26 protein-coding genes are annotated in these 22,518 nt (G+C 67.6%); 15 read left to right on the top strand and 11 right to left on the bottom strand.

Annotated features, from left to right (window positions below):
* Positions 1-66 precede the first annotated feature (66 nt).
* From JX001_RS15455 to JX001_RS15445, 3 genes are all read left to right on the top strand, one after another.
* Positions 67-1,803 (top strand): amino acid kinase family protein, encoded by a 1,737-nt coding sequence (locus JX001_RS15455; protein WP_205681688.1) that lies wholly within the window; start codon positions 67-69, stop codon positions 1,801-1,803.
* A gap of 4 nt (positions 1,804-1,807) precedes the next feature.
* Positions 1,808-2,752: a homoserine kinase gene (thrB, locus tag JX001_RS15450; protein ID WP_205681687.1), complete on the top strand. Its 945-nt coding sequence runs from the start codon at positions 1,808-1,810 to the stop codon at positions 2,750-2,752.
* A gap of 92 nt (positions 2,753-2,844) precedes the next feature.
* Positions 2,845-3,159, top strand: coding sequence for a CsbD family protein (locus tag JX001_RS15445; protein ID WP_055806344.1), 315 nt, complete (start codon positions 2,845-2,847; stop codon positions 3,157-3,159).
* 6 nt (positions 3,160-3,165) lie between these two features.
* On the opposite strand, the gene thrC is transcribed toward JX001_RS15445, so the two are convergent.
* Positions 3,166-4,560: a threonine synthase gene (thrC, locus tag JX001_RS15440; protein WP_205681686.1), complete on the bottom strand. Its 1,395-nt coding sequence runs from the start codon at positions 4,558-4,560 to the stop codon at positions 3,166-3,168.
* A 224-nt stretch (positions 4,561-4,784) separates the two neighbouring features.
* Between thrC and JX001_RS15435 the strand changes: the two genes are divergently transcribed.
* On the top strand, positions 4,785-5,732 hold the full coding sequence (locus tag JX001_RS15435; protein ID WP_205681685.1) for an aspartyl protease family protein: 948 nt from the start codon (positions 4,785-4,787) through the stop codon (positions 5,730-5,732).
* A 49-nt stretch (positions 5,733-5,781) separates the two neighbouring features.
* The gene (locus tag JX001_RS15430) at positions 5,782-6,570 is read left to right on the top strand and encodes a TSUP family transporter (protein WP_205681684.1); all 789 of its coding nucleotides are present in this window, start codon (positions 5,782-5,784) and stop codon (positions 6,568-6,570) included.
* On the opposite strand, the gene pgm is transcribed toward JX001_RS15430, so the two are convergent.
* The 3 genes from pgm to JX001_RS15415 form a co-directional block, all read right to left on the bottom strand.
* The gene (pgm, locus tag JX001_RS15425) at positions 6,567-8,204 is read right to left on the bottom strand and encodes a phosphoglucomutase (alpha-D-glucose-1,6-bisphosphate-dependent) (RefSeq protein WP_205681683.1); all 1,638 of its coding nucleotides are present in this window, start codon (positions 8,202-8,204) and stop codon (positions 6,567-6,569) included. The two genes, JX001_RS15430 and pgm, sit on opposite strands and share 4 nt — an antisense overlap.
* Positions 8,205-8,240: 36 nt before the next feature.
* Positions 8,241-9,092, bottom strand: coding sequence for a KPN_02809 family neutral zinc metallopeptidase (gene ypfJ, locus JX001_RS15420; protein WP_205681682.1), 852 nt, complete (start codon positions 9,090-9,092; stop codon positions 8,241-8,243).
* A 78-nt stretch (positions 9,093-9,170) separates the two neighbouring features.
* The gene (locus JX001_RS15415; RefSeq protein ID WP_205681681.1) at positions 9,171-9,560 is read right to left on the bottom strand and encodes a hypothetical protein; all 390 of its coding nucleotides are present in this window, start codon (positions 9,558-9,560) and stop codon (positions 9,171-9,173) included.
* 106 nt (positions 9,561-9,666) lie between these two features.
* On the opposite strand from JX001_RS15415, the gene JX001_RS15410 reads away from it, so the two are divergent.
* Positions 9,667-10,233, top strand: a complete 567-nt coding sequence (locus JX001_RS15410) for a type 1 glutamine amidotransferase domain-containing protein (protein ID WP_205681680.1) — start codon at positions 9,667-9,669, stop codon at positions 10,231-10,233.
* On the opposite strand, the gene JX001_RS15405 is transcribed toward JX001_RS15410, so the two are convergent.
* Together JX001_RS15405 and JX001_RS15400 are read right to left on the bottom strand one after the other, a co-directional pair.
* Positions 10,230-10,880, bottom strand: a complete 651-nt coding sequence (locus JX001_RS15405) for a class I SAM-dependent methyltransferase (RefSeq protein WP_205681679.1) — start codon at positions 10,878-10,880, stop codon at positions 10,230-10,232. The genes JX001_RS15410 and JX001_RS15405 overlap by 4 nt on opposite strands.
* Positions 10,877-11,851, bottom strand: a complete 975-nt coding sequence (locus JX001_RS15400) for a fatty acid desaturase family protein (protein ID WP_205681678.1) — start codon at positions 11,849-11,851, stop codon at positions 10,877-10,879. The genes JX001_RS15405 and JX001_RS15400 overlap by 4 nt, the downstream gene beginning before the upstream one ends.
* Positions 11,852-11,978: 127 nt before the next feature.
* Here JX001_RS15400 and JX001_RS15395 point away from each other — a divergent pair, with 127 nt between their 5' ends.
* From JX001_RS15395 to JX001_RS15385, 3 genes are read left to right on the top strand one after another with little or no spacing between them, the layout of a single operon-like run.
* Positions 11,979-12,386, top strand: coding sequence for a hypothetical protein (locus JX001_RS15395; RefSeq protein ID WP_241004681.1), 408 nt, complete (start codon positions 11,979-11,981; stop codon positions 12,384-12,386).
* Positions 12,383-12,583 carry a helix-turn-helix transcriptional regulator gene (locus JX001_RS15390; RefSeq protein WP_066626879.1) on the top strand — a complete coding sequence of 67 codons (201 nt, stop codon included), beginning with the start codon at positions 12,383-12,385 and terminating at the stop codon, positions 12,581-12,583. Before JX001_RS15395 ends, JX001_RS15390 begins: the two co-directional genes overlap by 4 nt.
* 37 nt (positions 12,584-12,620) lie before the next feature.
* Entirely contained in the window at positions 12,621-13,568 is a 948-nt protein-coding gene (locus tag JX001_RS15385) for an alpha/beta fold hydrolase (protein WP_205681677.1), read from the top strand.
* A gap of 36 nt (positions 13,569-13,604) precedes the next feature.
* Here the strand turns inward: JX001_RS15385 and JX001_RS15380 are convergent, their stop codons facing one another.
* The 5 genes from JX001_RS15380 to JX001_RS15360 all read right to left on the bottom strand — a co-directional run bounded on the left by JX001_RS15380 (position 13,605) and on the right by JX001_RS15360 (position 17,337).
* Positions 13,605-14,441 carry a DUF3298 and DUF4163 domain-containing protein gene (locus tag JX001_RS15380; RefSeq protein WP_205681676.1) on the bottom strand — a complete coding sequence of 279 codons (837 nt, stop codon included), beginning with the start codon at positions 14,439-14,441 and terminating at the stop codon, positions 13,605-13,607.
* A gap of 23 nt (positions 14,442-14,464) precedes the next feature.
* Positions 14,465-15,496 (bottom strand): UbiA family prenyltransferase, encoded by a 1,032-nt coding sequence (locus JX001_RS15375; protein WP_205681675.1) that lies wholly within the window; start codon positions 15,494-15,496, stop codon positions 14,465-14,467.
* Between the two features lie 121 nt (positions 15,497-15,617).
* On the bottom strand, positions 15,618-16,400 hold the full coding sequence (locus JX001_RS15370; RefSeq protein WP_205681674.1) for a GIN domain-containing protein: 783 nt from the start codon (positions 16,398-16,400) through the stop codon (positions 15,618-15,620).
* On the bottom strand, positions 16,397-16,996 hold the full coding sequence (locus tag JX001_RS15365) for a DUF1700 domain-containing protein (RefSeq protein ID WP_205681673.1): 600 nt from the start codon (positions 16,994-16,996) through the stop codon (positions 16,397-16,399). Before JX001_RS15365 ends, JX001_RS15370 begins: the two co-directional genes overlap by 4 nt.
* Positions 16,993-17,337: a PadR family transcriptional regulator gene (locus JX001_RS15360; RefSeq protein WP_039244893.1), complete on the bottom strand. Its 345-nt coding sequence runs from the start codon at positions 17,335-17,337 to the stop codon at positions 16,993-16,995. The genes JX001_RS15365 and JX001_RS15360 overlap by 4 nt, the downstream gene beginning before the upstream one ends.
* Before the next feature lie 254 nt (positions 17,338-17,591).
* Here JX001_RS15360 and coxB point away from each other — a divergent pair, with 254 nt between their 5' ends.
* The 6 genes from coxB to JX001_RS15330 all read left to right on the top strand — a co-directional run bounded on the left by coxB (position 17,592) and on the right by JX001_RS15330 (position 22,459).
* Positions 17,592-18,578 carry a cytochrome c oxidase subunit II gene (gene coxB / locus JX001_RS15355; RefSeq protein ID WP_434082621.1) on the top strand — a complete coding sequence of 329 codons (987 nt, stop codon included), beginning with the start codon at positions 17,592-17,594 and terminating at the stop codon, positions 18,576-18,578.
* 17 nt (positions 18,579-18,595) lie between these two features.
* Positions 18,596-20,278: a cytochrome c oxidase subunit I gene (gene ctaD / locus JX001_RS15350; protein WP_205681672.1), complete on the top strand. Its 1,683-nt coding sequence runs from the start codon at positions 18,596-18,598 to the stop codon at positions 20,276-20,278.
* Positions 20,279-20,366: 88 nt separating this feature from the next.
* Positions 20,367-21,332, top strand: coding sequence for a heme o synthase (gene cyoE / locus JX001_RS15345; protein WP_055806296.1), 966 nt, complete (start codon positions 20,367-20,369; stop codon positions 21,330-21,332).
* A 4-nt stretch (positions 21,333-21,336) separates the two neighbouring features.
* Positions 21,337-21,507 (top strand): cytochrome c oxidase system small membrane protein, encoded by a 171-nt coding sequence (locus JX001_RS15340; protein WP_017505721.1) that lies wholly within the window; start codon positions 21,337-21,339, stop codon positions 21,505-21,507.
* Complete coding sequence (locus JX001_RS15335; protein ID WP_045809756.1) at positions 21,504-22,040, top strand: cytochrome c oxidase assembly protein; 537 nt, start codon at positions 21,504-21,506, stop codon at positions 22,038-22,040. Before JX001_RS15340 ends, JX001_RS15335 begins: the two co-directional genes overlap by 4 nt.
* Positions 22,037-22,459: an NUDIX domain-containing protein gene (locus tag JX001_RS15330; protein ID WP_241004680.1), complete on the top strand. Its 423-nt coding sequence runs from the start codon at positions 22,037-22,039 to the stop codon at positions 22,457-22,459. Before JX001_RS15335 ends, JX001_RS15330 begins: the two co-directional genes overlap by 4 nt.
* Positions 22,460-22,518 lie beyond the last annotated feature (59 nt).

The following is a 22,518-nucleotide window of genomic DNA, read 5'->3' as shown; positions in this document are numbered from 1 at the left end:
GCCCGGTCCGCCAGGCGGGGTTTTTCTTTTCACCCCACCCCATCCCGACCTTTCCCGAGAACCCCGATGTCCGCCCAACTCGCCGTCGTAGAAAAATCCGAAAGCCTCGACCCCAGCAGTCAGCCTGCACCAGAGGTCGTGGTGCTGAAGTTCGGCTCGTCCATCCTGCGCAGCCCGGCGGAGGCGCCGCTGGTCGCCTCGGCCGTCTATGGCCATGTGCGGGCGGGGCGGAAGGTGGTGGCGGTGGTCTCGGCCTTCGGCGGGGCGACGGACCGGCTGCTGGGCGAGGCGAGGGCGCTGGGCCTGGCCCATTCCAACGACCTGCTGCCCGGCTATGTGGCCCTGGGCGAGGAGAAGTCGGCGGCCCTGGTGGCCATCGCCTGCGACCGGATCGGGCTGGACGCCTGCGCCCTGTCGGTGCGGGAGCTGGGCATCGTGGCGGAGGGCGAGCCGGAGCATTCGCGCCCCTGCGGCCTACGCCCCGACCATCTGAAACAGGCGCTGGATCGCCACGAGGTGGTGGTGGTGCCCGGGTTCGGCGCGGTGCGGCCGGACGGCAAGGTGGCCCTGCTGGGGCGGGGCGGATCGGACCTGACGGCGGTCTTCTTGGCCGCTGAGCTGGGGCTGAAGAAGGTGCGGTTGGTCAAGGACGTGGACGGCCTTTACGACCACGACCCCAACGATAAGACGGCCCCGGCCCTGCGCTATCGCCGCGCCTCCTGGGATGTGGCGCGCAAGCTGGGCGGCGCGCTGGTCCAGCACGACGCCATCGACCTGGGCGAAAGCCGCGGGGTCGAGATCGAGGTGGCGGCCCTGGATCGCGCCGACGGCACGGTCATCGGCGACAAGTCTGCGCCGCCTGGTCCCGCGCCCGCCCTGCCGCCGCTGAAGGTCGCGGTCGCCGGATGCGGCGTGGTCGGCGGCGGCGTGCTGGGCAAGCTGCTCGACGATCCTCGCTACGAGGTCGTGGGCGTGCTGGTGCGCAACCCCAAAAAGGCCCGCGACGTGGACTGTCCGGCGTCCTTGTTCACCTCAAACCCGGCGGACCTGTGGGCCAGGAAGCCCGACATCGTGCTGGAGGCCCTGTCGGAAGGCGAGGCGGGCCACGCGGTGATCCGCGCTGCGCTCGAGGCCGGCTGCGATGTCGCCAGCGCCAACAAACAGGCGGTCAGCCGCGATCCGGGCGGGCTGCAAGAACTGGCGAAAGCCAATGGACGGCGCATCTTCTGGTCGGCCTCGGTCGGCGGAGGATCGCCGATGATCGAGACGGTCCGCGCGGCCCGCGCAGCCGGCGAGGTGGTCGGTTTCGAGGCGGTGCTGAACGGCACGGTCAACTTCATGCTGGAGCGGCTGGGCGACGGGGCGGCCTTCAACGAAGCCCTGGCGGACGCCCGCGCGGCGGGCTTTGCGGAGGAGGACCCGTCCTCGGATCTGGAAGGTCTGGATGCGGCGGCCAAGGTGCGGCTGCTGTGCCACGAAGCGTTCGGCCGTTCGCCCGAAGGCGACGTGCCGCGCGACCACCTGAGCGAGACGACCTCGGCCGCCGGCGGCGTGCGCCAGATCGGCGCCGCCCATCTGAAGGACGGGGTGATCCGGCCGTCGGTGTCGCTGAAAGCCGACCATGGCGACCCTCTGTTCTCGACCCTGCGCGGCGAGGGCAATGCGTTGAAGGTCTATGGCGCCGACGGCCGCGTGTGGCGCTGCCGGGGCCGGGGCGCCGGGCGCTGGGCCACGACCGAGAGCATCATGGCGGATCTGGCCGAGATCGTGCGTGCACGGCGCGCCGATGCGGGCCTAAACTAAGCCCATGGCCGTCTTCACCCCCGTTTCCATCGCCGACGCCAAGGCCTTCCTGGCCGGCTACGACATCGGCGAGGTGGTCGAACTGACGGCCATCGCCGAGGGGGTGGAGAACACCAACTATCGACTGGACACGACGCAGGGCCGGTTTGTGCTGACCCTGTTCGAGGGGCGGACGGACGAGGCCTCGCTGCCCTTCTGCCTGGGGCTGACGGCGCATCTGGCGGCGCGCGGTTTTCCTTGCCCGACGCCGGTCGAGGACCGGTCGGGGGCATGGCTGGGACGACTGAACGGCCGGGCGGCGGCGGTGATCGAATGGAAGACCGGCGCCTGGCTGCGCACGCCGTCATCGGCCGATCAGGCGGCGGCGGGGGCGGTGCTGGCGCGGCTTCATCTGACCGCGGCTGATTTTGATCTGAAACGCGCCAATCCGGTTGGGCCGGCCATGTGGCGTCGGCTGGCCGATCGGTGCGCCCCGGCGGCCTCGGGCGAGGATCGACGTCTCCTGGATCAGGTGAACGCCTCGCTGGCGCGCTTGGGCGATCCCTTTACGGACGATCTGCCGGGCGGAGCGATCCATGCCGACTATTTCCCCGACAATGTGCTGTTCGAGGACGACGCCGTTTCGGCGGTGATCGACTTCTATTTCGGCTGCACCGGCGCCTTCGCCTATGACCTCGCCATCGCCCTGTCGGCCTGGGGCTTCGACGCCGAGGGGCGACCCATGCCGGACGCCCTGACGGCCTTCCAGCGCGGCTATGAATCCGTGCGGCCGCTTAGCGGCGCGGAGCGGGAGGCCTTGCCGCGTCTGGGGGAAGCGGCGGCCCTGCGGTTCACCGTGACGCGGCTGCACGACCGCATTTTCCACGATCCCGCCAATCTGGTGACGCCCAAGGATCCGGCGGTCTTCCTGCGTCGGATGGACCACTGGCGCGCGACCGAACCGGCCTGAGCCGCCTGCGCGGCTTCGTCGCTGGAACCGAAAGCTTGGCCGGGCTTTGATGCTGCAACGGCGAAGTGCGCCGCTCCCCGAGGACGAAGATCATGACTGACGAAACCATCAACGGCGCCGCCTCGCAGGCGCAAGGCAAGTTCCAAAAAGGCGTCGGCAAGCTGGTCGGCGACCAGAAGCTGCAGGTCGAAGGCGCCTACAACGACGCCAAGGGCCGCTCGCTGGAAACCTTCGGCAAGGCGATGGATTCGGTCGATCGCCTGGTCGAAAAGGTGCCCGTCGACTATCGCGACAAGGCCCGCACCGTCGCCGCCGAGGCGCGCAAGCGTCCGCTGGTCACGACCCTCTCGGTCGCCGGCGTAGGCCTGCTTCTGCTGCGCGCCCTCACCGGCGGCGGCCGTCGCTAAGACGTTTTAGTGGCGGCCTGAAAAGGCCGCCACGGCGTCACGCGCCGCCTCCATCGTCCCATCGACGATCGTCAACCGCTCGGGCTTGTCGCCCAGGGCGGCGATGACGTTTGCGGGTTCGGGTTCGAAGCCCAGGACGTTCGAAACGAAGTCGCCGAACTTGGACGGATGGGCGGTGGACAGGGCGATGACGGGGCCTTTCGAGCGGTCCTGCCGTCGCGCGGCGGCCAGCGCCACGGCCGTGTGCGGGCACACGACACGGCCCCAGGTCTCATAGGCGTGGGCGATCTCGGCGCGCGTCTCATCCTCGTCGATGGAAACCGCCGAGACGTGGTCGCGAAGGGCGGTAAGCAGCGCCGGATCGAAGGCGATGGCGCCGTCGCGGGCGAAGGTTTCGAACACCACGCGCGTCGCCTCGGCGTCGCGGCCCGTCCCCTCGAACACCAGCCGCTCGAAGTTGGACGGCGCCTGCACATCCATGGAGACGCTGCCGCTTTCGACCGCCGGACGGCGTGAATATAGGCCGTCATGCAGGGCGCGGGCCAGGGCGTCGTTCTGGTTCACGGCGGCGACGAAGCCGTTCGACGGCAGGCCCATCTTCGTGGCGGCGATGCCGGCGAAGGCGTCGCCGAAGTTGCCGGTCGGCACGACGAAGGTCGCGGCCCCGCCCAGCTGTGCGGTCGCGGAAACATAGTAGGGGATCTGGCCCGCGAGCCGCGCCCAGTTGATCGAATTGACCGAGGACAGGCGGCCGCGTTCGCGCAGCGCCTCGTCGGCCAGCAGGCCCTTCACCAGACGCTGGCAGTCGTCGAAATCACCGCGCACGGCCAGGTTCAGGACATTGTCCGCCTCGACCGTCGTCATCTGTTTGCGTTGAACCGGCGAGACGCGGTCCAGCGGGTGGAGCACGACCAGATCGACGGACTTGGCGCCGGCGAAGGCGCGCACGGCGGCGGCGCCGGTGTCGCCTGAGGTGGCGGTCAGGATGGTTAGACGCTCGCCCGACGCGGCCAGGGCCTCGTCCGTCAGGCTGGCGACCAGCTGCATCGCCAGATCCTTGAAGGCGGCGGTCGGGCCGTGAAACAGTTCCAGCACGAACAGGCCCGGCTCCAGCTCGACCAGAGGCGTGACCAGCGGATGGTTGAACCCGGCGGTCAGTCGGTCCAGCGCGCGGTCCAGCGCGCCGGCGGGCAGGGCGTCGCCGATGAAGGTGGCGATCGCTTGCAGCGCGATCGGCTTGTAGTCGGCCGTTCCGGTCCAGGCGGCGGGCGACAGGCTGGGCCAGGCGGTGGGAATATAGAGGCCGCCGTCGGGCGCGATGCCGCGCAGCAGGGCGTCGGCGAAATCGGTTTCGGAAGATTGGCCTCGGGTCGAGACGTAGCGGGCGCTGGAGGTGCTCATGACACCGATGGTCGTAGCCAGACGGGGCGGCGGCGTCACCCGGTTTCTGGATGATTTTGTCGGGTTTTCGCGGGCTGTGGCCAGACAATCCGCGTCTGGGTGCAGACGCGATGGTTCAAGCGCACATTTTTGCCGCCTAAGGGGCAATTGCCGTCGGTCCTGCAAGAGGGGCCGCGACATCGCCCCGCTGGCGCGGATCGCTGCGACGGTCCATGTCAGTGACCATGAGACGACGTGATCTTCTGATCCGGCTGGGGCTGGTCGCCGGCGGCGCAGGCGGGGCTTGGTGGCTGCGCGACCATGTGGTCTGGCGCGGGCCGACGGTCGCCTTCGCGGCGAACGGCTCCAGCGGCTGGCTGCCCTATGCCGAACCGCGCGCGCCGACCCCGACGGTCGAGGTGACCGTAAACGGACAGCCGGTGCGGGCCCTGATCGATTCCGGCGCGCAGTATTCGGTCATCGACCGGTCGCTGGTCGAGCGGCTGGGGCTGACCAATGTCTTCAATATCCCGATGGTGGCGTACGGCGTCGGCGGCGACGCCCAGGTGGGACGGGGGACGACGCTGGAGGTGGCGATCGGCGGCTTGCGGCTGAGCGGATTGCGGGCGGCGATCCTTGGCCTGGGGCCGCTGGCCAGCGATCAGGGATTGGGTGCGGCGCTGATCCTGGGACAGGACGTGCTGCGCGAACTGGTGCTGGAGCTGGACACGGCCGAGCATCGGGTCCGGTTCCTGCCGCGCGAGGGCTGGACGCCGCCGTCGTCGCTAAAACCCGTGCCGGTGACACGGGCCGGCAAGGCGCTGCAGGCCGGCATCACCCTGGAAGGGGCGACGGTCAATGCGGTGATCGACACCGGCGCCTCGGCCGTGCTGGCCGTCACGCGCGAGACGGCCGAGGCCGCCGGCCTGTTGGACGGCCGCGAACGCACGCCGGGCCAGAGCATCGTCCTGGGCGGCACGGTGAGCGCCGAGACCGTCGTCGTGCGCACCCTGACGATCGGCGACGAACTGTATCGTCAGGCGACGGTCGCCATCTATGACGACGTCGCCGTGCCGGGCTTCCCCAAGGCCCTGGTCGGCATGGCCGCGTTCGAGAACCGCCGGCTTGCGCTGGACCTGGGCGGCCCCGGCCTTTTCGTCGAACGGCCGATGGAGATCACGGTCGGCGCCTGATCAGGGATTGAGGCTGGATCGGCGCGGAACAACGGCCTAGGTCCGCGCCATGATCGAGTTCGCCCCGGAAATCCTCTTGCTGTTGTTTGCTGCGGCCGTGACCGCCGGGTTCGTGGACGCCATCGCCGGAGGCGGCGGTCTGATCACGGTGCCCGCGCTTTTGGCGGTCGGGGTCAATCCGGTAGCGGCCATCGCCACCAACAAGATTCAGAGCAGTTTCGGCACGGCGTCCGCCACCTGGAACTTCTGGCGCAAGGGGCGGATCGACTTCGCCCTGCTGAAATGGCCGCTGATCGCCACGGTCGTCGGCGCGGCCTTGGGCGCGGTGGTGGTCAGTTTCGTGGACACGACCTGGTTGATGGTCCTGTTGCCGCTGCTGCTGGTTGGGATCGCCGTCTATTTTCTGGTTGGACCGAAGGCGAGCGACGAGGATGTCCGGGCGCGCCTGACGCCCTTCACCTTCGGCGCCGTTGCGGGTGGGATCGGGTTTTATGACGGCTTCTTCGGCCCTGGTGCGGGGTCGTTCTTCGCCCTGGCTCTGGTGACGCTGATGGGGATGGGGCTGACGCGCGCCACAGCCCATACCAAGGCGCTGAACTTTGCCAGCAATCTGGTTTCCGTCGCCGTGTTCGCCATCGGCGGCCATGTGCTGTGGGCTGTCGGCCTGACCATGGCCGTCGGCCAGGTGCTGGGTGGATGGCTGGGATCGCACGCCGCCATGCGGTTCGGGCCGAAGCTGATCCGGCCGCTTCTGGTGACGATCTGCGTCGGCATGGTGATCAAACTGCTGTCCGATCCCGCCAATCCGCTGAGGGCGTGGATGGAAGGCTTGATCTAGCCCGCCAGCGCGGTCGCCACCACGGCCCTGGCCTCGTCCTGAACCTGAGCGAGGTGGTCGGGGCCGAGGAAGGACTCGGCGTAAATCTTGTAGACGTCCTCGGTGCCCGAGGGACGGGCGGCAAACCAGGCGTCGGCGGTGACGACCTTCAACCCGCCGATGGCCTCGCCGTTGCCGGGGGCGTTCGTCAGGATGTCGGTGATCGGCTGGCCGGCCAAGGCGGTTGCGGTCACGTCCGAGGGGCTGAGCGCGGAAAGACGGGCTTTTTCCGACCGATTGGCCGGGGAGTCGACGCGGGCGTAGGCGGGGGCGCCGTACTGGTCGGTCAGGCCGGCGTAGAGTTGGCTGGCGCTCTGACACGTGCGGGCGTGGATCTCGGCGGCCAGCAGGCACAGCAGGATGCCGTCCTTATCGGTCGTCCAGACCGTGCCGTCGTGGCGCAGGAAGGAAGCCCCGGCCGATTCCTCGCCGCCGAAGCCGACCGTGCCGTCCCGCAGGCCGGGCACGAAGTGTTTGAAGCCGACGGGGACTTCCAGCAGGCGGCGACCCAGGCCGGCGACGACGCGGTCGATCATGGATGATGAGACCAGGGTCTTGCCCACCGCCACGTCCGCGCCCCAGCCGGGGCGGTTGGCGAACAGATAGGCGATGGCGGCGGCCAGGAAATGGTTGGGGTTCATCAGGCCCGCGTCGGGGGTGACGATGCCGTGGCGATCCGCGTCGGCATCGTTGCCGAAGGCGACGTCATAGGCCGAGCCGCCCTTCATCATGCCGATCAGACCGGCCATCGCGCTGGGCGATGAGCAGTCCATGCGGATCTTGCCGTCGGCGTCCAGCGGCATGAAGGCCCAACGCGGATCGACGGCGTCGTTGACGACCGTCAGGTCCAGTCGGTGGCGCTCAGCGATCTCGCCCCAATAGGCCACGGCCGCGCCGCCCAGCGGATCGGCGCCGATACGGACGCCGGCGTTGCGGATGGCGTCTAGCTCCAGCACGTTGGGCAGGTCGTCGATATAGGCGGACAGGTAGTCGAACCGGCCCGCCGCCGCATGCGCCTGGGCGAAGGGGACGCGACGGACCTCGGTCAGGCCGCCTTCGATCAGCTGATTGGCTCGGGCGGCGATGGCGGACGTGGCCTCGCCCCCGGCCGGGCCGCCGGAGGGGGGATTGTATTTGATGCCGCCGTCGCGGGGAGGATTGTGCGACGGGGTGATCAGGACGCCGTCCGCCTGCCGGCTATTCGTGCGGTTGTGGGTCAGGATGGCGTGCGACACGGCCGGCGTGGGGGTGAAGCCGTCGCGGGCGTCGATCAGCACCTCGACCCCATTGGCGATCAGGACTTCCAGTGTGGTGCGGAAGGCGGGCTCGGACAGGCCGTGGGTGTCGCGACCGAGAAAAAGCGGGCCGTCGACGCCCTGGGCCGCGCGGTATTCGGCGATCGCCTGGGCGATGGCGAGGATGTGGGCCTGGTTGAAGGCGCCGTCCAGGCTGGAGCCGCGGTGGCCCGAGGTGCCGAACACAACCCGCTGCTGCGGATCGCCCATGTCGGGCCGGGTCGTGTCATAGGCGCCCAGCAGGGCGTCGAGGTCGATCAGGTCTTCGGGGCGTGCGGTCGTGCCGGCGCGGTCATGCATCGTCAGTCAATCAATCGTTCTGAAGGCTCGCGGCGATCAGGCGCCGCTGAAGGTGTCGCAGGCGGCCGGATCGCCCGACTGGTAGCCGCGCTGCAGCCATTCGACGCGCTGGGCAGAGGATCCGTGGGTGAAGCTTTCGGGCGAGACGCGGCCGCCGCTGCGCCGTTGCAAGGTGTCGTCGCCGATGGCCTGGGCGGTCTTCATGCCCTCCTCGAACTCGCCAGCATCCAAGGCGACCTGACCGTTCGAAACGGCCGAGGCGTTCCGGGCCCAGACGCCGGCGTAGCAGTCGGCCTGAAGCTCTAGCGCCACCGAATACTGATTGGCTTCGGCCTGACCGGAGGCGCGCTGCTGGGCCCGGCGGACCTGATCCGATGTGCCGGTCAGGGTCTGGACGTGATGGCCGAACTCGTGGGCGATGACATAGGCGCGGGCGAAGTCGGCGCCCGAGGCCCCGAGCTTGTTCTCCATCTCCTGCCAGAAGCCGAGGTCCAGATAGACGGTCTTATCGTTGGGGCAGTAGAAGGGGCCCATAGCCGACTGGCCGAAGCCGCAGCCGGTCGATGTGCCCTGTTCGTAGATCACGACCTTCGGCGGTTGATAGCCGTTCAGCTTCTGCGCCCAGACATCGTTGATATTGGCGCCGATGACATCGACGAAGCGACCGGCCTGATCCTCGGGCGTGCCGACTTGACCCTGCTGTTGCTCGGCGCCGACGCCGCCGAACTGGCTGGCCAGTTGAGTCGTGGTCGAGGGGTCGATACCGAACACCAGATAGCCGATAATGGCCAGAACGCCGACGCCCAGACCTCCGCCGGCGATGGCTCCGCCGCCGAGACCCCGTCGATCCTCGACGCCGCCGCCTGTCCGTCCACCTTGCCAGCGCATGCCCTATCCTCCGCCCAATCCTGGTTAAGCTAGGCAGGAACGCGGGTGCAAGGGAAGGGATGCGTCAGTTTGAACGCTTCATCGCGAACGGGCCAGCCAGTTGTCGATCTGGCTCATGCCCTGGGCTGTCTGCTGGCGGCGTTCGGCGGCGGACTGGCGCAGGGTCCGCTCCTGCTCGGGGCTGTAGAGCGGGCGGGGCGGCAAGGGCTGGGCGACGGTCGGTTCGCGTGCACCTGCGATGGCGCGCAGGCGAAGCTGGGTCTCGATCTGCTGCTGACGCGCCTGGTCCGCATTCGACTGCGCCTGAGAACGCAGACGGTCGTTCTCATAGCGGTGCTGGTCGGCGATGGCGGCGGGGACGCCCCCCGGATAGGCGCCGTAGGGACGGCCGGCCTGCGGATAGGTCTGAGCCAAGGCCGGCGTGGCGGCAGCGGCCAACAGGGCGGTCAGGGTCAGGAGCGATCGCATGGACACGATGTGGGGACGCGCGCCATCGCCGCCAAGCGGAGCCGCAACCCTTTGAGACGCCGTGGGTTCATCGCGCCGAACCCCTTTGATCAACGGAGCATTCCTCATGGCCCAATCCCTTTCCGGCAAGACCGTCGCCATCCTGGCGACCGATGGCGTCGAGCTGATCGAACTGAATGAACCGATGAAGGCGCTGAAGGGTGCGGGCGCGGTGGTCGAGATCGTGTCGCTGAAGGCCGGCGAGTTCCAGGGCTTCGACCATCTGACGCCGGGCGACAAGGTTACGGCGGACAAGGCGGTGGCGGCGGTCGACGCCTCGACCTATTCCGCCCTGCTGCTGCCGGGCGGCGTCGCCAACCCGGACCTGCTGCGGGCGGACGAGGACGCGGTGAAGTTCGTTCGGGCCTTCTTCGACGCGGGCAAGCCGGTCGCCGCCATCTGTCACGCGCCCTGGCTGCTGATCGAGGCAGGCGTGGTCGAGGGGCGCACGATGACGTCGTTCGAAAGCATCCGCACCGACCTGAAGAACGCCGGGGCCAATGTGGTCAACGAGGCGGTGGTGGTGGATCAGGGCCTGGTGACCAGCCGCTGCCCCGACGACATTCCCGCCTTCAACGCCAAGATGATCGAGGAGTTCGCCGAAGGCCGCCACGAAGGTCAGGCTGCAGCTTAAGGCATCGCCCAGACGGAGGACCGTTTGATTTCCTGGTCCTCCAGCTCGCGCGAGGTCGGGACGCGGTACTCGGCCAGAAAATCCAGGCCCGTGCGCGGGAAATAGGTGCGTCCCGGATCGCCGATCAGGACACGCGTGCCCTTGGTGCGGGCCTGGGTCAGCCAGGCCAGAACGGCGTCGGTCATCGGGCGCTCGTAGCAGATGTCGCCCGCGCAGATGACGTCCACATCCGGCGGGGCGGCGTCCAGCAGATTGGTCTGGGTGAAGTCCAGCGTCACGCCGTTCGACGTCGCATTGGCGGCGACGGCGGCCTGGCAGAAGGGATCGATGTCGGCGCACAGGACATGGGTCGCCCCCGCCTTCATCGCCGCCACGCCGACCAGGCCCGAACCGGCGGCAAAGTCCAGCACCCGCTGTCCGGCGACCTCATGCGGATGATCGAGCAGATACCGGCTCAGCGCCTGACCCCCAGCCCAGGCGAAGGCCCAGAACGGCGGCGGCACGCCCAGTTCGCCCAGCTCTTCTTCCGTCAGCCGCCAGATCGGCGTGATCTCGTCGGCCAGCCACAAAGAGATTTCCGGCGCATGCGGCACGGGCTGGAGCCGCGTGTTGTCGCGGATGAAGGCGGCGGGATCGAGGACGGTCATTCCGGCTGGCGCGTAACAGCCTTCAACACGCTGGCATAGCCGGGTGCGACCTCCATCGCCCCAGCTTGCGGCTTCGCATGAATGGCGCGGTGCAGGCGCGGCAGCTTCCAACAGGGCACGTGCATGAACAGGTGGTGCTCGGCGTGGAAGTTGACCCAGTAGGGGGCGATCAAGGCGCGTTCCCACAGGCTGGCCTTGGTAGTACGAGCTGCACGAAAGGGATCGGCCGACGAACCCTCGACGCAGGCGTGTTCGGCGATGTTTCTAAGACGCGTCACCATCGGAAACCATGTCGCCATCGGCAGCAGCCACAACACGAAAAAGGCCCACCAGACGCCGGCGGCGATGAAGCCCGCCAGCAGGACCGCGTTGAAGGCGAGGAAGGGCAGGACGGATCGGCCCGTCACGATCGACTCGTAATCATGGGCGCTCTCGCTCATTCCTTTCGCGCTATCGCCTCTTGGGCTGCTTGCGCGCGCTTTCGCTCGCGCCTGCGGCAGCAGCACCCGCTGCTTGAAGAAGGTCTGACCCGTCAGGTCGCGGATCAGCTTGCGGCGCAGCGAGGCCGGGCTGACGGGAACGGGCGCCGACAGCATCAGATCGGGATCCTCCGTCTGCTGGGCGAAGCGATGATGCGTCAGATGATAGGGGCGATAGGCCTTCAGGCTGGCGCCGATCGGCACGGCGCATAGCCAGTGGCCGAGAAAATCGTTCAGGCGGTTCGACTTCGACAGGCCGCCATGCGCCGCTTCGTGCATCAGAATGGCTAGGCCCAACTGACGCGTACCGACGACCATGACGCACAGCGGGATCAGCCATGGGATCAGGACGCCCGCGATCACGGCCAGCGCGATCACGGCCCAGCAGTGAGCCACAAGCAGCGGGCCGGCCCAGGCCGAGCGCATCTGAAACGGCGCCCATTCCTGAGGCGTGAACAGGGCCGAGGGGGCGATGCGCGGGGCGGCGGACATGGGGCGAGTCTAGCCCTTGACGCGCGTCTGGAAAAGCAACGGAGAAATGTTGGGCGCGCCTGACAAAACGTCAGGTTGACATGACATTCCGTCGGTGTCAGGTTGTCCTTACACAAGGAGAGCCAATATGTTCACCGCCTGGAAGACCGGAACGCCTGCGCATCGACGCTACATCATTCGCACGATGGCGTTCTCCGTGCCTTACGTCGCGATCTGCGTCGCGATGATGACGACCGACGCGTTCGACGATCTGATGGGCAAGCCGGCGGCCTGGGTCCTGGCGGCGGCAGTGTCGGCGCCGGTAATCGGGCAGATCTGGGCGACCCTGGCGCTGATGCGCGAGAGCGACGAGTTCGTGCGCGGCGTGACGGCCAAACAGTTCATCATCGCGGCCGGACTGGCGTTGGCCGTCGCCACCTTCTGGGGCTTTGGCGAGAGTTTCGCCGGGGCGCCGCATATGCAGACCTGGCTGATCGTTCCGGTCTTTTGGGGGCTGTACGGCGTCGTTTCGCCCTTCATCCGGAGCAGCCGATGAAGAACCGTCTGAAGCTGCTACGCGTCGAGCGCGGCTGGACCCAGGAACAGATGGGTCAGGCGCTGGGGGTCTCGCGTCAGGCGGTGATCGCCCTGGAGACGGAGCGGCACGACCCCTCGCTGGATTTAGCCTACCGGATCGCCGCCGTGTTCGCGCGGCCGGTCGAAGAGATCTTTGAAAACCCGCACGCGGGCTGACCGAAAAGTCAGAATAACCTTACAATTGGAGACTGTGATGTCGAACGTCATTCGCCCTTGCCGGGGCGTCTTCGCCCCGTCGCGCCTTGCCGTCATCCTGGGCGTTGTGATCGCCTGCGCCGTGGCCAGCGATCAGGTCCGAGCCCAAGCCGCGCCACCTGTGGCTTCCTCCGCCGCGCCCTTCGTCTCCGACCGGCTGTCGGTCGAGGTGGTGGGCCATGGCCCCGACGTCATCCTGATTCCCGGCTTCGGCTGTTCGCGGGAGGTCTGGCGGGCGACGGCCGATCGGCTGAAGGCGACGCACCGGGTTCATCTGGTGCAGTTGGCCGGTTTCGCCGGCGAGCCGTGGTCGCATGGGGACGTCCCCTTCTTGCAGCCTGTGGTGGATGAGCTGGATCGCTACATCCGCCGCGAGGGCCTGAACCGACCGGCAGTCATCGGCCATTCCATGGGCGCACTTGTCGGGCTCAGGCTGGCGCAGGCGCATCCCGATGCCGTGGGACGATTGATGAGTGTCGACAGCCTGCCCTTCTTTTCCGCCCTGTTCGGGCCGCAGGTCACGGCCGAGACCGCGCGCCCCTTCGCCGATCAGGCGGCGAGCGGCATTCTGAACACCCCGCAGGACGCCTTCCGCAACGGCCAGACGCAGACCGCAGCGGGCTATTCACGCGATCCGGCGACCCAGGCGGACATCGTGGCGTGGTCCATGGCGGGCGACCGACACGCGATGGCGGCGGCGATCAAGGATGTGATGACCACCGACGCGCGACCCGGCCTGGCCGCGATGACGACCCCGGTGACGGCCCTCTACGCCGCCGATGCGGACGGCGGGGCGCCGGCGGCGGTGGCGGACGCCATGTGGATGCGGGAGTATGCGACCTTGCCCGGCGCGACCCTGATCCGCGTCGATGGCTCGCGGCACTTCATCATGGCCGATCAGCCGGCGCGGTTCGCCGAGCTGGTGGATGCGTTTCTGGCGAAGTGAGTGGCATCCTCCTCGCGCGCGGGGGGGGAGTTGCCGTCAGCCATTCTTCGGCGTCACGTCGCCGGCCTTGGCCGGTGCGCCGTCGAACTGGTCGGCGTAGGCGGGGTTGAGCAGGGCGCGGAAGGCCGATTGCGGCAGGGCGATCCAGTAGGGGCCGTCCGAATAGGGGCCGATCTGATAGGGTCCCATCAGGAAGGTCACGCCGCCCGCCTTGCCCGGCGTCGTGCCCGGCGTCAGGACGAAGGGGGTGGAGACGGCCTTGGGGCAGGTCCACATCTTGCCGTCCAGGGTCGCGGTTTCCGACCCTGGAGAGCGGGCCTGTTTGGCGGCGTTGGCGGCGGCGCACAGGGCCTTGTCCAGAGCCGACAGGTCCGCGCCCGGCCGGAACAGGTCGGCGAAGCCCAGCCGCTTGTTGGTCGTCTTGTCCCAGATCACGGCATCGAAACTGGTGTTGGGATGGGCGCCGCCGGTGAACTCGAAATCGGTGCGGGCCAGGCTGACCAGTTTGCCGGTCTCGGCACCCGGCGCGAAGGCGATGGTCTTTTCATAAGGGTTCGGGCCGCCGCCGGCCTCGCTGAGATCGGCCTGGGCGCCTTCCTCGAACTGTTTCAGGTCGCGCACCGTGTCGGCGTAGAGGGCGGCGTGCAGGGCAGGCGTGGTCTTGATCGCCTGGGGCAGGGTCAGTTTGACGGCGGCATAGGGGGTCTTGCTGTCATAGCCGACGGGGGTGTTCGACATGGCCGGCGCAGCGGCCGGGGCCGGCGCGGCCGGCGCCTGGGCCTTGTCTTCCTTGCGCTGGCAGGCGGCCAGAGACGCGGAAAGCGTGGCGGCGACAGCGGCGGACAACAGCAGGATGCGGGCGGTGCGCGACATGGGAAACTCCATCATCGGGGGGATCACAGGGAGATTGAGCCAAGAGCGATAGCGGCCAGCAGGATCAGACCGGCCTCGCGATTGGACTTGAACAGTTTCAGCGCCAGGGCGCCGTCGTTGCGGTCCAGCCGGATGACCTGACACGCCAGATGAACGGCGTAGATCACCAGACAGAGCCCGAACAGCGGCCCAAGTCCCGCGGCGAAGCCGGTCAGGGCGGCCAGGATCACGGTCAGGCCATAGAAGACCGCCACGCCGGGCCGCACGGCCGAGGCCAGGCGGCGGGCCGAGGACTTCACCCCGATCATGGCGTCGTCCTCGATGTCCTGAAGCGCATAAATGGTGTCGTAGCCCAGGGTCCAGAAGACCCCGCCGATCCACAGCAGGACGGCGGGAAGATAGCCCTGCCAGGCCAGGGCGATCGTATGGCCGCTGTCGCTGACTGGGGACCACAGGAAGGGCCGGAACTCGCCGGCCAGATCGGCGGGCAGCAGCAGGGCGGCCGTCGCCAGCGGCAGGGCGGCGGCGAACCCCATCAGGGCGCCCCAGTTGAACGTCAGGCCCAGCCAGGCCTGGGGCCACCAGGTGATCCGCTTCATGAACGGATAGGCCGCGACCAGGGCCAGCGACCCGACGCCCAGCAGGATAGCGACGGTCGGCAGGGTGAGCAGGACCAAAAGGCTGATGAGGCTGCATCCCACCACGAAGGCCCAGGCCTGTTTGAAGCTAATCCTGCCGGACGGAATGGGGCGCTGGGCCGTGCGGGCGACCTGGGCGTCGAAATCTCGATCGACGATGTCGTTGAAGGCGCACCCGGCCGCCCGCATCAGACAGGCGCCGATGCCGAAACCGACGAACAGCCACAGATCATAGAGACCGGGCGCCTGCCGATATTGCGCCAGGGCCAGGGCGATCCCCTGCCAGCCAGGCAGCAGCAGCAGCCAGATGCCTATGGGCCGATCGAACCGCCCCAGCTTCAACCACGGCTTCAGCCCCTCCGGCGCATGCCGATCGACCCAGTTGGCGCCGGCGTCGGGGAGGGGAGCGAAAGTCATGCGGCTGACTTAGCGCGTAGGGCCCGAGGGGTGAAGGCGCCGCTCCACGTTTCCACGGCGGGCGCATAGAAAAAGGGGCTGGCCGATCCAGCCCCTTTCCCGTTGGTGATCGGCGCGACCGTCAGTCCTGATAGACGTCGCCGGAGCCGGAGACGGTGCTGCTCAGGTTCGCGGGGCGGGTGGCCAGGGCCACGTCGCCGGAGCCGGCGATGGCGACCTTGACGTCGCCGGTCGGGGCGATGCGGGCGTCGCCGGAGCCGGCGATATCCACCCAGGCGTCGCGGGTCGCCAGGTCGCCGAGGGACGCGTCGCCGGAGCCGGCGATGTCCAGCTTCAACTCGTCGGTGCGACCCGAGGCGGTGACTTCGGCCGGTCCGGCGATGTCGAGCGCCAGGGACGGCTGGTCATAGCCGGTGATCTGCAGGTCGCCCGAGCCCTTGGCGTTGAAGCGGTTAACCTTCGGCGCGGTGATGACGACCTTCAGTTCGTCGCGCTCGGAGCGGGCGGAGAAGCCGTCGTTGTCCCAACCGAACACGACCCGCTCGTCGCCGTCGCCCAGATCGAGGCGGCCGTCGACCAGGCGGACCCGGTCGGTCAGATCCTTGGGCCCGGTGATGACGACGGTGTTGGCGTCGCCCTGGACATAGTCGACGTCGATGCTGGAATCGACGGTCAGGGTCTCGCCTCCGGTCCAGGCGAGGGTGCGGGTGGTGAGGGGGCCGAGATCGTCGGTCCCGCCGCCCTTGACCCGTTCGAAGCGGATGGTCTCGCCGTCGTGGTCCTTGATGGTCCAGGTCCAGCCGTGGCGCTGGAGGTCGTGGCCGCCGATCGCCAGCGCGCCGCCGACGGTGACCAGGCACAGCACCAGGGCGGCGCCGGCGATGATGAACAGGGTGCGGATCATGTCGAAGCTCCCGAGGTCGAGGTGGATTGAACGCTGGTCGGCTCAAGCGCCGGCTTCAGCAGGCGGTAGTGAAGGCGGGCGAACCAGACGACGCCGTTGACCAGCCAGATGGTGAAGATGGTCAGAAGGGCGCCGAGGAAGACCGATCCGGCCATCAGGCCCAGCCCCATCAGGATCGCCGCGAACGGCCCGCCGGGGAAGCCGGCGAAGGGACCTGCGACCATGATCACGCCGCCGCCGATGAACAGGCCGATGGCGGCGATGAAGAAGCCGAACACGGTCCCGATCACGCCCATCAGCAGGGGCAGGAGGATCAGGATATCCAGCGCCCCCAGGCCCAGGACCGCGAAGACGGCGCCGGCGGCGGCGGAGGGGTTCTTCTCCTGGTGCCAGCGCTGGATGCCGGCCTCGGCCTTCAGTTCGCGAGCCAGGCGGACCGGATCGCCCAGCGCGGAGGCGACCTCGGCCTCGGTGCGGCCGGCGGCGATGCCGTCGTCGAAGTGGGTCTGATAGTCGGCGATGATGTCGTTGGCGGTCGTGGTCGGCAGGCCGACGAGGCCTTCCTTCAGACGATCGATGAATTCGGCGCGCGTCATTGAGCGGCTCCCTGATCGGCGTCGTTCGCCACGATGGCGTCGACGGCCTTGGTGAAGGCGGACCATTCGGCAGTCTGGGCGGCGAGGGCCCCCCGGCCCGCTTCGGTCAGTCGGTAGTATTTGCGTGACGGCCCGGCGGAGGATTCGACCAGATAGGTCTCGACCTGTCCTTCGGACTGCATGCGGCGCATCAGGGGGTAGATCGTGCCTTCCCCCATATCGATCGCGTCCGACAGGCGGCTGGCGATCTCGTAGGCGTAGCTGTCCGCCCGGTTCAGAAGGGCCAGGACGCAAAGCCCCAACACGCCCTTCTTCAGCTGTATCTCGATAGTTTCTGGCACCTCGGCTCTCCCGTTGATGACCATTGACTACGACAAGGTATCTTGTGACGCAAGGTAGCTATCGAAACATGACAGCGATTTAATCGAGGCCGGCTGAAGGCGGCTTTGCGGCCTGAGCGCCGTTGATCGCTTGGCAAGCCGAAAGCGATCCGATAGGTGACCGAGAACGCCGGGCGTGGGAATCGCGCCAGCGTGATCTCTTGCGAGCCATTCGCAAGTATCTGCTGCATAACGGTTTTATGGGGAAGTCTCATATGGGGATGGGCAAGCGAGCCCAAGGGACGTTGAAGAAGGCCGCGACTTGCGCGTCCTCCATCGTTCTGGGCGCCGGACTGGCGATGTTCGCTGCGGCGCCGACGTGGGCGCAGGACCTGATGGGTCAGCCGACCCCGGGCGGCATCACGCTGCAACCGGCGGCGTCGCCGCTGAAGCATGATGCGCACTTCTTCCACGACGTGATCCTGATGCCGATCATCACGGCCATCACCCTGTTGGTGCTGGGCCTGCTGGCGTGGATCGTGTTCCGCTACAACAAGAAGGCCAATCCGACGCCCGCGCGCTGGAGCCACAACACCACGATCGAGATCATCTGGACCGTGCTGCCGGTGCTGATCCTGGTCTTCATCTCCCTGTTCTCGTTCCGCCTGCTGTTCGCCTATCACGACATGCCGTCGCCGGACGTGACGGTGAAGGTGACCGGCAACCAGTGGAACTGGGCCTATGAGTATCCGGACCAGGGCGTCGCGGAATACATCTCCAACATGCTCCCGGAAGAGGAAGCCAAGGCCAAGGGCGTGCCCTATCGCTTAGCCGCGACCGAGCCGATGGTCGTGCCGGTCGGCAAGACGGTGCAGCTGGTCATCACCGCCTCGGACGTCATCCACGCCGTCGCCCTGCCGGCGTTCGGCCTGAAGACCGACGCCGTTCCCGGCCGCATCAACACCACCTGGTTCAAGGCCGAGCGCACCGGCGTCTTCTATGGCCAGTGCTCCGAACTGTGCGGCGTTGACCACGCCTTCATGCCGATTGAAATCCGGGTCGTGACCCAGGCCCAGTTCGAACAGTGGATCGCCTCCAAGGGCGGCTCGATGACGCCCAAGGTCGCCGCGCCCGCCGCCGCTCCGGCCGCAGCCGCGCCTGCGCCCGCCGCCGATGCCGCGACCCCGGTCGCCGCCCCCGTCGGCGCCACCGCCGACCAACCCGTTCCCGCCGCGGCGTCCGCCGCGCCGGCCGCCCAGTAAGAGGCGAACAGAGACACATGGCTGACGCTACCGTAACCCGCGACGCGACCCACATCGGTCACGCTCACGACGACCACCATCACGACCACAAGCTGGGCTTCTTCACCCGCTGGTTCCTGTCCACCAACCACAAGGACATCGGCACCCTGTATCTGATGTTCGCCATCATGGCGGGCATCGTGGGCGGCGCCCTGTCGGGGCTAATCCGCTGGGAACTGGCCGAGCCGGGCATCCAGATCTTCAAGGAGGGTTCCTCGATCCAGCTGCTGGGTCTCGTGGAGCAATCCAAGCACGGCTATAACGCCGTCGTCACGGCCCACGCCCTGATCATGATCTTCTTCATGGTCATGCCCGCCATGATCGGCGGCTTCGGCAACTGGTTCGTGCCGATCATGATCGGCGCGCCGGACATGGCCTTCCCGCGCATGAACAACATCTCGTTCTGGCTGCTGGTCGCCGCCTGGTGCCTGCTGATCCTGTCGATGTTCACCGACGGCGGACCGGGCAAGGGCTTCGGCGGGGGCTGGACGGCCTATCCGCCGCTGTCGACCACGGGCCACGTCGGCCCCGCCTTCGACCTGGCCATCTTCGCCCTGCACGTCGCGGGCGCCAGCTCGATCCTGGGCGCGATCAACTTCATCACCACCATCCTGAACATGCGCGCGCCGGGCATGACGCTTCACCGGATGCCGCTGTTCGCCTGGTCGGTGCTGATCACCGCCTTCCTACTGCTGCTGTCGCTGCCCGTGCTGGCCGGCGCCATCACCATGCTGCTGACGGACCGCAACTTCCACACCCACTTCTTCGATCCCGCCGGCGGCGGCGACCCGATCATGTACCAGCACCTGTTCTGGTTCTTCGGTCACCCGGAAGTGTACATCCTGATCCTGCCGGGCTTCGGCATCATCAGCCACATCGTCTCGACCTTCAGCCGCAAGCCGGTGTTCGGATATCTGGCCATGGCCTACGCCATGGTTGCCATCGGCTTCGTCGGCTTCATCGTGTGGGCGCACCACATGTACACCGTCGGCATGAGCATCAATCTGCGCGCCTATTTCATCGCCGCCACCATGATCATCGCGGTGCCGACGGGCGTGAAGATCTTCAGCTGGATCGCCACCATGTGGGGCGGCTCCATCAGCTTCAAGACGCCCATGCTGTGGGCGATCGGCTTCATCTTCCTGTTCACCGTCGGAGGCGTGACCGGCGTGGTCCTGTCGAACGCCGGCATCGATTACAGCCTGCACGACACCTATTACGTGGTGGCGCACTTCCACTATGTGCTGTCGCTGGGCGCCGTCTTCGCGATCTTCGCGGGCTTCTACTACTGGTTCGAGAAGATGTTCGGGGTGAAGTACAACGAGTTCCTGGGCGCGACCCACTTCTGGATCATGTTCGTGGGCGTTAACCTGGTCTTCTTCCCGCAGCACTTCCTGGGTCTGCAGGGCATGCCGCGTCGCTACATCGACTATCCGGAAGCCTTCACCCTGTGGAACCACGTCTCCTCGATCGGCTATGCCGTCACCGTCGTCGGCGTGATCGTCTTCCTGATCATGCTGGCCGAGGCGGCGATCCGTCGTCGTCCGGGCGTCGCCAACCCGTGGGGCGAAGGCGCCACGACCCTGGAGTGGACCCTGTCCTCGCCGCCCCCGGCCCACCAGTTCAACGAACTGCCGGTCATCAAGGCAGAAGAGCACTAAGCCTTTCCAACGATATGAAATCGAAGGCCGCTCTTTCCGTCGGAAGGGGCGGCCTTCTTCATTTGGGTATGCTATGCGGCCCTCACCGATGACCGAAGTTCAGACCCGACCCGTTCTCTCGACCGCCCAGCCGGAGGATTTCTTCCAGCTGCTGAAGCCGCGCGTGATGTCGCTGGTGGTGTTCACCGCCGCGACCGGGCTGATCGTCGCGCCGGGATCGGTCAATCCGCTGGTCGCGGCCATCGCCATCCTGTGCATCGCCGTGGGGGCCGGGGCGGCCGGGGCGCTGAACATGGCGCTGGAAGGCGAGACCGACGCCCTGATGCGGCGCACGCGCGGCCGGCCGGTGGCGGCGGGACGCGTGCGCAAGAACGACGCCATGGCCTTCGGCGTCATCCTGAGCCTGTTCTCGGTCATGCTGCTGGGGATGAACACCAACTGGCTGGCGGCCGGTCTGCTGGCCATGACCATTGTCTATTACGCCGGCTTCTACACCCTGCTGCTGAAGCGGCGGACGCCCCAGAACATCGTCATCGGCGGCGCGGCGGGGGCCTTTCCGCCCGTGATCGGCTGGGCGGCGGCGACGGGCCATGCGCCATGGCAGGCGTGGCTGCTGTTTCTCATCATCTTCCTGTGGACCCCGCCGCACAGCTGGGCGCTGGCGCTGTATTCGGCCGGCGACTACGCCAAGGCGGGCATTCCGATGATGCCGGTGGCCAAGGGCGCCAAGTCCACGCGGTTGCAGATCCTGCTCTACACCCTGGTCTTCGTGCCGGTCGCGATCGCCCCGGCCTTCGCGGGCCTGGGCGGGATCATCTATCTGGTCGTGTCGGTCGCGGGCGGCCTGGGCTTTCTGGGTCTTGCGGTGCGCCTTTATCGCTCGCGCGCGGGCGACGAGCCGGACAAGGCCGAGGCCGTGGGACGCGAGGCCGCATTGTATGACGTCAAGGTCCAGGCCAAACCGGCGCGGGACCTGTTCGCCTTTTCCATCCTCTATCTGATGGCGCTGTTCTCGGCGCTGCTGGTCGAGGCCCTGTCCGGTCTGGGAGCGTAAAACCATGCGTCTGACGCCTGAGGAACTTCGCGCGCGCAAGCGTCGCAACGTCTGGATCGCCTCGGCGCTGGTGGCCTTCATCGTGCTGGTGTTCGCCACCACGGTGCTGCGCCTGCAACAGAACCAGGCGGCCGAGCGCGCGCTGGCAACGGCGGTGGAGACCTCCCAGCCATGAAGGCGGGCCGCAAGAATCTGATCGCCATCATCTGCGTCTTCGGCGTGATGGGCATGACCGGGGCGGCGTTCGCGGCGGTGCCGCTCTATCGGATGTTCTGTCAGGTCACGGGCTTCGGCGGCACGACGATGAAGGCGGATAAGGCCTCCGACACCGTGCTGGACGAGACGGTGCTGGTGCGGTTCGACACCAATGTGCGCGGCGTGCCGATGACCTTCCGCGCCGAGCAGTCGACCCAGCGGGTGCGGATCGGCGAGACGGGCCTGGCCTATTTCGACGTGACCAACACCTCGGACAAGCCGATCCAGGTGCGCGCCAGCTACAATGTCTCGCCCGAGCAGACGGGGCCGTATTTCCAGAAGCTGCAGTGTTTCTGCTTCACCGACCAGACGCTGGCGGCGGGCGAGACGCGCCAGTTCCCGGTCCAGTATTTCATCGCCCCCGAACTGGCCACGGACCGTGAGGCCAAGGGCGCGCGCGACATCACCCTGAGCTACACCTTCTATCCGTCCGTGGACGCGCCGAAGGCGTGACGTTGAAGCCGGGCGTGGACTTTCCCGGCGTCGGCTGCGGCCTGGTGATCCAGCGCGCCGACGGGCGGGTCTTGCTGTGCAAACGGCTGAAGGCGCCCGAGGCCGGATTCTGGAACATCGTTGGCGGCAAGGTCGACCTGATGGAGCGCTCCATCGACGCCGCGCGGCGCGAGGCCGAGGAGGAGAGCGGGCTCAAGATCGGCGCGGTCGACTTCCTGTGCCTGGCCGAAGAGATCATTCCGGCCGACGGCCAGCATTGGGTGTCGCTGATCTATGTCACCCGGGACTTCACCGGCGAGCCGACGCTGACCGAGCCGGACAAGCTGTCGGAGATCGGCTGGTTCGCGCTGGACGACCTTCCCCAGCCGCTGTCGGCCTTTTCGGCCAAGGCGTTCAGAGCCTTGAACAAGGCGGAATAGCGGCACGGCTCTGGCGTCGGGGAAAATCGAACGCTATAGCCGCTATAACAACCGACTCT

Origin of the sequence: Brevundimonas fontaquae (assembly GCF_017086445.1) — a bacterium.
In the GTDB taxonomy this organism is placed as follows: domain Bacteria; phylum Pseudomonadota; class Alphaproteobacteria; order Caulobacterales; family Caulobacteraceae; genus Brevundimonas; species Brevundimonas fontaquae.
This window is presented reverse-complemented; position numbering and strand designations above follow the sequence as displayed.

Bases quoted from the DNA above. Each gene is read 5' to 3' on its own strand.
- JX001_RS15340 (WP_017505721.1), top strand. From the start codon at position 21,337: ATGCGTCTGACGCCTGAGGAACTTCGCGCGCGCAAGCGTCGCAACGTC.
- coxB (WP_434082621.1), top strand. From the start codon at position 17,592: ATGGGGATGGGCAAGCGAGCCCAAGGGACGTTGAAGAAGGCCGCGACT.
- JX001_RS15445 (WP_055806344.1), top strand. From the start codon at position 2,845: ATGACTGACGAAACCATCAACGGCGCCGCCTCGCAGGCGCAAGGCAAG.
- thrC (WP_205681686.1), bottom strand. From the start codon at position 4,560: ATGAGCACCTCCAGCGCCCGCTACGTCTCGACCCGAGGCCAATCTTCC.
- JX001_RS15395 (WP_241004681.1), top strand. From the start codon at position 11,979: ATGTTCACCGCCTGGAAGACCGGAACGCCTGCGCATCGACGCTACATC.
- JX001_RS15385 (WP_205681677.1), top strand. From the start codon at position 12,621: ATGTCGAACGTCATTCGCCCTTGCCGGGGCGTCTTCGCCCCGTCGCGC.
- JX001_RS15455 (WP_205681688.1), top strand. From the start codon at position 67: ATGTCCGCCCAACTCGCCGTCGTAGAAAAATCCGAAAGCCTCGACCCC.
- JX001_RS15375 (WP_205681675.1), bottom strand. From the start codon at position 15,496: ATGACTTTCGCTCCCCTCCCCGACGCCGGCGCCAACTGGGTCGATCGG.
- JX001_RS15430 (WP_205681684.1), top strand. From the start codon at position 5,782: ATGATCGAGTTCGCCCCGGAAATCCTCTTGCTGTTGTTTGCTGCGGCC.
- ypfJ (WP_205681682.1), bottom strand. From the start codon at position 9,092: ATGCGCTGGCAAGGTGGACGGACAGGCGGCGGCGTCGAGGATCGACGG.
- pgm (WP_205681683.1), bottom strand. From the start codon at position 8,204: ATGCATGACCGCGCCGGCACGACCGCACGCCCCGAAGACCTGATCGAC.
- JX001_RS15400 (WP_205681678.1), bottom strand. From the start codon at position 11,851: ATGTCCGCCGCCCCGCGCATCGCCCCCTCGGCCCTGTTCACGCCTCAG.
- JX001_RS15335 (WP_045809756.1), top strand. From the start codon at position 21,504: ATGAAGGCGGGCCGCAAGAATCTGATCGCCATCATCTGCGTCTTCGGC.
- ctaD (WP_205681672.1), top strand. From the start codon at position 18,596: ATGGCTGACGCTACCGTAACCCGCGACGCGACCCACATCGGTCACGCT.
- JX001_RS15365 (WP_205681673.1), bottom strand. From the start codon at position 16,996: ATGACGCGCGCCGAATTCATCGATCGTCTGAAGGAAGGCCTCGTCGGC.
- JX001_RS15405 (WP_205681679.1), bottom strand. From the start codon at position 10,880: ATGACCGTCCTCGATCCCGCCGCCTTCATCCGCGACAACACGCGGCTC.
- JX001_RS15435 (WP_205681685.1), top strand. From the start codon at position 4,785: ATGAGACGACGTGATCTTCTGATCCGGCTGGGGCTGGTCGCCGGCGGC.
- JX001_RS15410 (WP_205681680.1), top strand. From the start codon at position 9,667: ATGGCCCAATCCCTTTCCGGCAAGACCGTCGCCATCCTGGCGACCGAT.
- JX001_RS15390 (WP_066626879.1), top strand. From the start codon at position 12,383: ATGAAGAACCGTCTGAAGCTGCTACGCGTCGAGCGCGGCTGGACCCAG.
- thrB (WP_205681687.1), top strand. From the start codon at position 1,808: ATGGCCGTCTTCACCCCCGTTTCCATCGCCGACGCCAAGGCCTTCCTG.
- JX001_RS15415 (WP_205681681.1), bottom strand. From the start codon at position 9,560: ATGCGATCGCTCCTGACCCTGACCGCCCTGTTGGCCGCTGCCGCCACG.
- JX001_RS15370 (WP_205681674.1), bottom strand. From the start codon at position 16,400: ATGATCCGCACCCTGTTCATCATCGCCGGCGCCGCCCTGGTGCTGTGC.
- cyoE (WP_055806296.1), top strand. From the start codon at position 20,367: ATGACCGAAGTTCAGACCCGACCCGTTCTCTCGACCGCCCAGCCGGAG.
- JX001_RS15380 (WP_205681676.1), bottom strand. From the start codon at position 14,441: ATGTCGCGCACCGCCCGCATCCTGCTGTTGTCCGCCGCTGTCGCCGCC.